An 8,046-nucleotide genomic window follows, 5' to 3' on the forward strand; every position below is an offset into this window, starting at 1 on the left:
GGACCCCATGATCTCGACTGCCCATTACCCCACGCCCCATGCCGCGAAATACGTCCAGCAGCTTGCCAAGCATTTCGCGCACAAGATCGAGGTGCGGTCAGATGCCACCTCCGCAGACTTCACCCTGCAGGCGGGCAGCGTCAGGCTGGAAGCCACAGACGGCGCGCTGATCGCAAGGGTCGAGGCCGAGGATGCAAAATCCCTGATCGACGCGCGTTATGTGATCGACAAGCATCTGGTGATCTTTGCCTTCCGGGAAGGCTTTGCCGGACTTGATTGGAAGGTCTGCGAGGCAGCCTGAGAGTTATGCTTCCGGCGGCTGCAGTTCGCGGCAAAGCCTTTGGGTTCGGCGGCATGTCGAGGATCCCGAGGATCGTCAACAGCGCCAGGGTCGCGCGGTCCCGGAACCACGCGACCAGATCGGTCATGGTCAGCCTGCCTGAGGCCGTCTGGGCAGCAAGCCGGTCAATCAGGTAAGACAGGGTTTGCCGACTTCGGTCCTCTCCGGCGTCGTCGTCCGACGCCGGGACAGTTGCAGGCTGGCTGCCATCGTTCATTCGAAATCACCACCGTCATCGTAACCGGCGTCGTCATAGCCGGCCTCGTCTTCCATAGGCTCTTCGGCAGGCGCCTCGGCCGCGGCAGCATCTCCGGCGAACATGCCGCCGATGGCGTTGCCCAGCAGCACGCCGCCCGCGACGCCCATGGCGGTCTGCGCCGCGCCGGCCATGAAGCCGCCGCCACCCGAGGGGCGGCCGCTGCTCCAGGGGCCCGATCCCTGCGGCGCCTGTCCATAGCCCGGCTGCTGCCCATAGGCTGCGGGCTGCGGGCGCGGGGGCATGGGGCGCGGCGCGTGCTGCTGACCGCCGCCGAAGAGCCGCCCGAAGAGGCCGCCCTGCTGGGGCTGCGGCTGGTGCTGAAGCTGCTGGATATGGTCCTGTGCTGCGTTCAGGGCCTGTTCCTGCACGATCACGGTCTGGGCCAGGTAATAGGCCGCGCCAGGATTGCGTGCGATCAGGTCGCCGATCAGCGCCTCGGCCTCGGGGTCGCGGTGGGGCTGGGACCGGGCGGCCTGGCCCAGCTTGTGAAACAGCCCCTCGATGGCTTGCCTGTCGTTGTGATCCATGACGTCTTCTCCTTTGTTTCTTGCGTCATTCGTCCTGCTGGCCGGTCAGGCTCAGCAGCAGTTGGAAGATGTTGATGAAGTTCAGATACAGCGACAGCGCCCCCATCACCGCCAGCTTCTGCTGCGTTTCGGCATTGTGATGTTCGCCATAGGCGCCCTTGATCGACTGCGTGTCCCAGGCGGTCAGGCCCACGAAGACCAGGATGCCGATGATCGAGATGGCGAATTGCAGGGCCGACGATCCCAGGAAGATGTTGATGATGCTGGCGATGATGACGCCGATCAGGCCCATGATCAGGAAGCTGCCGAACTGCGACAGGTCGCGCTTCGTGGTATAGCCGTAAAGGCTCATCCCGGCGAACATGGCGGCGGCGCCGAAGAAGGCCCGCGCGATCGAGGCGCCGGTGAAGACCAGGAAGATCGAGGCCAGCGACAGGCCCATCACCGCGCAGAAGGCCCAGAACAGCGCCTGCGCGGTCGCGCCCGAAACGGTCTCGATGCGGAATGACAGGAACATCACGAAGGCCAGCGGCGCCAGCATCACCAGCCATTTCAGCGGCGTGCTGAAGATCGGCACATAGATCGCCGGGACCGAGGCGACCAGCACCGCGACCAGGCCCGTGACCAGCAGGCCCAGGCCCATGTAGTTGTAGATGCGCAGCATATGCGCGCGCAGGCCCGCGTCGAATGCGGCGGCGGGGGCAAAGCCGGCGCTGCGGCCAGCCTGATGGATGGGTTGCATGGCGTTCTCCGATGGATTGGTGTCAGTAAAGCGTGTCGGACAGCTCCTGCGAGGCGTCCAGAAGCGCATCCGCCCGGTCCGCCCCGGCGATCAGCACATGGGCGGTTTCGCCGATCTGGAACCAGGCAATGCCCTCGTCGAGGGTCTCGATCAGCCGCGGCAAGGTCACGTCGAAACTGCCGGCGCGCACCGCGAAATGACTGACCTGGCCCAGATCCGGCGCCTCGAACAGGATCTCGACCCCAGGCCCCTGGGGCGAGGGAAAGACCTGGGCGTCGCGCACCGTCCAGCCTGGATCGAAGCCCGGCAGGCGGATGCCGGTCGCGGCCCGCAGTTCCTCGGCGTCCAGATCCGTGATCTCGGGTTGCGAAGCCAGGGCCGCGCGCAAAAGGCTGACCTCATGGGCGGAAAGCGCGGCAGTGACAAAGGGCGGGGTCGGGCCCGAGGCCTGCCCTTCGCTGATCGACAACGGCCCAAGACCGGCATGGGCCAGCCAGCCCAGGCCCACCAGCAGGACTGCCGGCACAATGCGCAGGATCCGGCGCAGCGTGGCGTCGCGCCGCCGCGCTAGCACCAACCGCCGCGCCGCGCCCAGCAGCGGTCGGGGCATGGGCGGCGGCGCCAGGGCACGCCGCAGGTCGCGGTTCAGCGCCAGGTCGCGCATCACGCGGGCCGCGGCCTCGGGATGGCGTGACAGGTGCGCCTCGACCTCGGACCTCTGGGCGTCCGTCAACTGGCCGTCCACATAGGCGTCCAGATCCAGATCGGTGATCTGCGCGTCAGTGTTCAGCATCGTGACCTCCCACCAGTTTGAGCGACGGCTTGCGCGGGGCCTCGCCGTCCTCGAAGGCGCGCAGCCAGGCGCGGGCCCGCGAGACGCGCGACATCACCGTGCCGGGCGGCACCCCGATCACGGCTCCCGCCTCGGCATAGGAGAGGCCTTCGACCGCAACCAGTTCCAGGGCCTCGCGCTGATCCTCGGGCAGATCCAGGAATGCCCGGCGCAGCTGCGACAGGCGCAGGGCGCTGTCCTGAGGAGCATCGACCACCTGCGGGGACAGCTTGGCATAATCCGCCTCGCGCCGGCCTTCGCTTTGCGCCTGGCGGCGGCGGTCCAGGAAGCGGTTGCGCAGGATCGCGCGCAGCCACGGCCCCGGCGCCCTGCCCGCCGCAAGCTGTTGGCGCTGTTCATGACCGCGCAGCAGGGCATCCTGGACAAGGTCGTCCGCCTCGGCCCGGTCGCGGGTCAGGGCAAAGGCGTAACGTCGCAGGGGCGTCAGCAGGGCAAGGATCGGGTCGCGGCGTGTCATCTTATAGAGTTAGACGAAGCTGATGGCGGTTTCCTTCCAGCACGGGTGGAAAAATCTGACACCCTGTTTCTTGAACAGCCGATCACCGACGGCGGGTGTTCAAAGGCCGTGGCGGAAATGCCCGGCAGAACGGGCTGAAGGCAGTGGCGGTGGCCGAAGCGACACCAATGGCTGCTCGGAAGCCACCGGAGGATCACCCCGTTCCAATCCGTGCAGCCCCGTTTCGCGCCATGGCCAGGAAAGCCGCAAAGCCCGCTGACGGATTGCGCCGTCCCGGATAGTACAGACTGAAGCCGGGTCGTGGCGGGGTCCAGTCCTCCAGCAGGCGGATCAAACGACCGGCAGATATATCTTCGGCGACATCCTGTTCGATGAAGAAGCCGATCCCGGCGCCGTCCAGAACAGCGGCGCGGGCAATCACGGCCTCGTCCAGCGTCAGGCGACCCTTGGCATCGACCTGCACCACCTCGCCGTCCTTCTCGAACTGCCAACGAAACAATGCGCCGTTCGGCAGCCGGACGCGAATGCAGTCATGCAGCGGAAGATCAGCAGGCGTCAGCGGAATGAAATGGGCGGCGACCCAGGCAGGAGAGGCGACTACGGCATGGCGCTGCGGCTTCCCCAAGGACAGCGCGATCATGTCGCGGGGCACGAGAGAGGCAGGCCGCACGCCCATGTCAAAGCCTTCGGCCACGATATCGACCAGGCGCCCTTCCGTCACAAGGTCGATGTGCATCTCTGGATAGCGGCGCAGGAAGGCCAGCACCAGCGGCGTGATTTCCCATCCGCCTTGAACAGAGGCGTTGATGCGGAGCAGACCCGTCGGCGTCTCACGTTGAGAGCGGGCGCTGTCCATCGCGACACGGATTTCGGCCAAGGCCGGGGCAATTCTTTCGACGAAATCCCGTCCCGCGTCGCTGAGCGACACGCTGCGGGTGGTCCGGTTGAACAGCCGCACCCCCAGGCTGGCTTCAAGCCGTGCAATGGCATGCGAGAGTGCCGTGGTCGACATGCCCAGATCAAGTGCCGCTGCACGAAAGGATCCCCGACGCGCAATGGCCAGCACGGCCTCCAACCCTTTCAGCCCGGCATCCATGATTGTCCCGATCCAGTCATCGCCAGATGCCGATCTATCCCGATTATCCCGATGGCCGTCGAGCTTTATGTTCCCGTCACCAGAAGAAGGAGCAACCTCATGCGCTTGCCTGATCCGATCCAGACCTATTTCGAGGCCCAGTCACCACAGAACAAAGACACTCTTGCCGCGGCTTTCACGCCGGATGCCGTCGTGCGTGATGAAGGGAATATCCATCGCGGCCCCGATGACATCCGCAGATGGTGGCGGGAGGCCAAGCAGAAGTATCGCCATCATGCCGAACCGTTGGACGTGGCCGAAGCCGCGGGCAAGACTGTGGTCCGCGCCCGAGTCAGCGGCGACTTTCCCGGCAGCCCGGCGATCCTGAGCTTCACCTTCCGCTTGGCAGGTGACCGCATCGCTGAACTGGAGATCGGCTGATGACCGGTTTCCTGACGCTGCAGGGCAAGCGCGCCCTGATCACCGGCGGCACCCAGGGCGCGGGCGCGGCCACGGTGGCGCTGTTCCGCGAGTTGGGGGCAAAGGTCCTGACCACTGCCCGCAACCGACCCGAAAACCTTCCGGCAGAGATGTTTGTTGCCGCCGACCTCACCACCACAGGGGGATGCGAGACGGTCGCCGATGCCGTGCGAAGTCACATGGGCGGCCTGGATGTCATGGTCCACATGCTGGGAGGCTCCTCCGCGCCCGGGGGCGGATTTGCCGCGTTGGACGAGGCGGAATGGCAGGCCGAACTGAACCTCAACCTGTTGCCTGCCGTACGCCTGGACCGTGCGCTTGTGCCGGCAATGGTGACGCAAGGTGGCGGCGTCGTCATCCATGTCACGTCCATTCAGCGCCTGCTGCCCCTGCCTGAAGCGACGACCGCCTATGCCGCAGCAAAGGCCGCCCTTTCGGTCTACAGCAAAAGCCTGTCGAAAGAGATCTCGCCCAAGGGGGTGCGGGTGGTGCGCGTGGCTCCGGGCTGGATCGAGACGGACGCCTCGATCCGGCTCGCAGCACGAATGGCAGAACAGGCGGGAACCGATCTTGAGGGCGGCAAGCGGATGATCATGGACGCCCTTGGCGGCATCCCCATGGGCCGCCCATCGAAACCCGACGAAGTCGCTAGCCTGGTCGCCTTTCTCGCATCCGATCGCGCGTCAACGATCACCGGCACGGAATATGTGATCGACGGAGGCACTGTGCCAACGGCATGATCCGGGAAGTCCGGCAGGCGAAGACGGCATGGCTGCGGCAACAAACGGGCGCTCCGGGGAGGCGCCGATCCGATGCGGTGGCTCTGAACAGCAGCCAGGGCAGCAATGCCGCCCAAGCTCGCGTCGCACACGGGTCATTCAACAAGCAGCCTCTACAACGGGCCTGCCTCGGACCTTGTCCAGGGGGAAAGCGCCCTATTCCCCATACTGCCGCGTGAAGATCCGGCCGACATGCTCCATGGCCGAGGGGAGTGCGCCTTGCCAGAAGATCCAGTCATGGCCGCCTTCGCTGACCCGGAAGCGATGCAGGATTCCTGCCTGATCCAGGGCTGTTGATTTCCACCCAGAACTGAGCCGGATAGGCGCGTAATTTCCACTGAGAATTGAGCCATGTGAACCTTTCCCCAAAGCGATGAGCGGCGGGGGTAACGGGAGTGATCCACATGGGACTTTTGAACATCATTCGACGCATGCACTTGCGGCAGAAGCTGTCGGTCCGCGAGATCGCGCGGCGCACCGGTTTGTCGCGCAACACGATTACGAAGCACCTGGTGGCAGACACGATCGAGCCGAAGTTCGCCACGCCGGATCGCCCGAGCAAGCTTGATCCTTTCGCCGAGAAGCTGGCCGCCTGGTTGAAGACGGAGGCCGGCAAGTCGCGCAAGCAACGGCGGACGCTGAAGCAGATGCATGCCGATCTCGTGGCGCTCGGCTTCACCGGCTCCTACAACCGGGTTGCGGCCTTTGCGCGGAACTGGCGGACAGATCGCCAGCGGGAACAGCAGACCANAACGGGAGTGATCCACATGGGACTTTTGAACATCATTCGACGCATGCACTTGCGGCAGAAGCTGTCGGTCCGCGAGATCGCGCGGCGCACCGGTTTGTCGCGCAACACGATTACGAAGCACCTGGCGGCAGACACGATCGAGCCGAAGTTCGCCACGCCGGATCGCCCGAGCAAGCTTGATCCTTTCGCCGAGAAGCTGGCCGCCTGGTTGAAGACGGAGGCCGGCAAGTCGCGCAAGCAGCGGCGGACGCTGAAACAGATGCATGCCGATCTCGTGGCGCTCGGCTTCACCGGCTCCTACAACCGGGTTGCGGCCTTTGCGCGGAACTGGCGGACAGATCGCCAGCGGGAACAGCAGACCACGGGACGCGGCACCTTTGTTCCGCTGTCCTTTCGCCCGGGCGAAGCCTTCCAGTTCGACTGGAGCGAAGACTACGGGCATCTGGCCGACGAGCGCACCAAGCTTCAGATGGCGCATATCAAGCTGTCCCACAGTCGGGCCTTCCTGTTGCGCGCCTACCCGCTCCAGACCCACGAGATGCTGTTCGATGCCCATTGGCACGCGTTCCGCGTCTTTGGTGGTGTGCCCGAGCGCGGCATCTACGATAACATGAAGACCGCAGTGGACCGTGTCGGCCGTGGCAAGGAGCGGCAGGTCAACCTCCGCTTTCTCGCCATGGCCAATCACTATGTCTTCGAGCCGCCGTCCATTGGGCTCGGACCAATGGCGCCGCAATGAACGGCTTCTGCAATCCGGCCGCAGGCTGGGAGAAGGGTCAGGTCGAGAAGAACGTTCAGGACTCCCGCCATCAGGTCTTACAAGGGATGCCGGACTTTCCCGACCTTGCCATGATGAACGCCTGGCTGGAACAGCGCTGCCTGGAGGTGTGGCAAGAGACCCCGCACGGCACGCTGCCGGGCACCATTGCCGATGTCTGGGCTGAGGAGCGGGCCGCGCTGATGCCGTTGCCGCCGGCCTTTGACGGCTTCATCGAACTCAGCAAGCGCGTCTCGCCCACCTGCCTGATCAGCTTCGAGCGCAATCGCTACAGCGTTCCGGCGTCATTCGCGAACCGGCCTGTCAGCCTGCGGATCTATCCGGACCGGCTGGTCGTGGCGGCCGAGGGCAACATCCTGTGCGAGCATGGCCGCATCATCCAGCGCAGCCACAAGCTGCCACCGCGGACGATCTATGACTGGCGGCATTACCTGGCTGTTCTCCAGCGCAAGCCCGGGGCGTTGCGCAATGGCGCGCCCTTTGCCGAGTTCCCGCCTGCCTTCCGGCAGTTGCAGGAGCAGATGCTGCGCAAGCCCGGCGGTGATCGGGAGATGGTCGACATCCTTGCCCTGGTTCTTCAGCACGACGAACAGGCCGTGCTGACGGCTGTGGAGTTGGCCCTGGCCGAGGGCGTGGCGGCCAAGACCCATGTGCTGAACCTGTTGCACCGGCTGGTCGATGGCAAGGTCATTGGCGGGCCGCCCCTCGATACCCCGCAGGCCCTGGCCCTGCGCCGCGAGCCAAAGGCCAATGTGGAGCGCTATGACGGCCTGCGCACCTCCGTTGCAGGAGGCCGTCATGCGTCATGATCCTGCCAGCGGCGCCATCGTCATCATGCTTCGCAGCCTGAAGATGCATGGCATGGCGCAGGCTGTCACCGACCTGATCGAACAGGCTGCACCGGCCTTTGACGCAGCCGTGCCGATCCTGTCTCAACTGCTGAAAGCCGAACTGGCCGAGCGCGAGGTCCGCTCCATCGCCTATCACATGAAGGCCGCACGCTTC

9 protein-coding genes and 2 pseudogenes are annotated in these 8,046 nt (G+C 65.2%); 6 read left to right on the forward strand and 5 right to left on the reverse strand.

Annotated elements, in window-relative coordinates:
- Positions 1-7 precede the first annotated feature (7 nt).
- Positions 8-301, forward strand: coding sequence for a DUF2218 domain-containing protein (locus IEX25_RS17755; protein WP_188716896.1), 294 nt, complete (start codon positions 8-10; stop codon positions 299-301).
- A gap of 252 nt (positions 302-553) precedes the next feature.
- On the opposite strand, the gene IEX25_RS17760 is transcribed toward IEX25_RS17755, so the two are convergent.
- From IEX25_RS17760 to IEX25_RS17780, 5 genes are all read right to left on the reverse strand, one after another.
- A complete protein-coding gene (locus tag IEX25_RS17760) occupies positions 554-1,126 on the reverse strand; it encodes a DUF2076 domain-containing protein (protein ID WP_188716897.1) in 573 nt (190 codons plus the stop codon).
- Between the two features lie 25 nt (positions 1,127-1,151).
- A complete protein-coding gene (locus tag IEX25_RS17765; protein ID WP_188716899.1) occupies positions 1,152-1,868 on the reverse strand; it encodes a Bax inhibitor-1/YccA family protein in 717 nt (238 codons plus the stop codon).
- Between the two features lie 22 nt (positions 1,869-1,890).
- Positions 1,891-2,661 carry an anti-sigma factor family protein gene (locus tag IEX25_RS17770; RefSeq protein ID WP_188716901.1) on the reverse strand — a complete coding sequence of 257 codons (771 nt, stop codon included), beginning with the start codon at positions 2,659-2,661 and terminating at the stop codon, positions 1,891-1,893.
- Complete coding sequence (locus IEX25_RS17775) at positions 2,648-3,178, reverse strand: sigma-70 family RNA polymerase sigma factor (RefSeq protein WP_188716903.1); 531 nt, start codon at positions 3,176-3,178, stop codon at positions 2,648-2,650. The genes IEX25_RS17770 and IEX25_RS17775 overlap by 14 nt, the downstream gene beginning before the upstream one ends.
- Positions 3,179-3,371: 193 nt before the next feature.
- A complete protein-coding gene (locus IEX25_RS17780; protein WP_188716905.1) occupies positions 3,372-4,274 on the reverse strand; it encodes a LysR family transcriptional regulator in 903 nt (300 codons plus the stop codon).
- Between the two features lie 51 nt (positions 4,275-4,325).
- Here IEX25_RS17780 and IEX25_RS17785 point away from each other — a divergent pair, with 51 nt between their 5' ends.
- The 5 genes and pseudogenes from IEX25_RS17785 to IEX25_RS17800 form a co-directional block, all read left to right on the forward strand.
- Positions 4,326-4,694 carry a nuclear transport factor 2 family protein gene (locus tag IEX25_RS17785; protein ID WP_229665417.1) on the forward strand — a complete coding sequence of 123 codons (369 nt, stop codon included), beginning with the start codon at positions 4,326-4,328 and terminating at the stop codon, positions 4,692-4,694.
- Positions 4,694-5,473 (forward strand): SDR family oxidoreductase, encoded by a 780-nt coding sequence (locus IEX25_RS17790; RefSeq protein ID WP_188716907.1) that lies wholly within the window; start codon positions 4,694-4,696, stop codon positions 5,471-5,473. The genes IEX25_RS17785 and IEX25_RS17790 overlap by 1 nt, the downstream gene beginning before the upstream one ends.
- 443 nt (positions 5,474-5,916) lie before the next feature.
- Positions 5,917-6,261: pseudogene (locus IEX25_RS20185) on the forward strand (IS21 family transposase); the annotation flags it as partial.
- 18 nt (positions 6,262-6,279) lie between these two features.
- Positions 6,280-7,850, forward strand: a pseudogene (gene istA / locus IEX25_RS17795) (IS21 family transposase).
- Positions 7,840-8,046, forward strand: a 207-nt coding sequence (locus IEX25_RS17800; protein ID WP_229665418.1) for an ATP-binding protein, incomplete at its 3' end; no start/stop codon positions are given. The pseudogene istA and the gene IEX25_RS17800, both read left to right, overlap by 11 nt.

This window comes from Paracoccus acridae (assembly GCF_014642735.1).
In the GTDB taxonomy this organism is placed as follows: domain Bacteria; phylum Pseudomonadota; class Alphaproteobacteria; order Rhodobacterales; family Rhodobacteraceae; genus Paracoccus; species Paracoccus acridae.

Bases quoted from the DNA above. Each gene is read 5' to 3' on its own strand.
- IEX25_RS17760 (WP_188716897.1), bottom strand. From the start codon at position 1,126: ATGGATCACAACGACAGGCAAGCCATCGAGGGGCTGTTTCACAAGCTG.
- IEX25_RS17785 (WP_229665417.1), top strand. From the start codon at position 4,326: ATGGCCGTCGAGCTTTATGTTCCCGTCACCAGAAGAAGGAGCAACCTC.
- IEX25_RS17755 (WP_188716896.1), top strand. From the start codon at position 8: ATGATCTCGACTGCCCATTACCCCACGCCCCATGCCGCGAAATACGTC.
- IEX25_RS17765 (WP_188716899.1), bottom strand. From the start codon at position 1,868: ATGCAACCCATCCATCAGGCTGGCCGCAGCGCCGGCTTTGCCCCCGCC.
- IEX25_RS17770 (WP_188716901.1), bottom strand. From the start codon at position 2,661: ATGCTGAACACTGACGCGCAGATCACCGATCTGGATCTGGACGCCTAT.
- IEX25_RS17775 (WP_188716903.1), bottom strand. From the start codon at position 3,178: ATGACACGCCGCGACCCGATCCTTGCCCTGCTGACGCCCCTGCGACGT.
- IEX25_RS17790 (WP_188716907.1), top strand. From the start codon at position 4,694: ATGACCGGTTTCCTGACGCTGCAGGGCAAGCGCGCCCTGATCACCGGC.
- IEX25_RS17780 (WP_188716905.1), bottom strand. From the start codon at position 4,274: ATGGATGCCGGGCTGAAAGGGTTGGAGGCCGTGCTGGCCATTGCGCGT.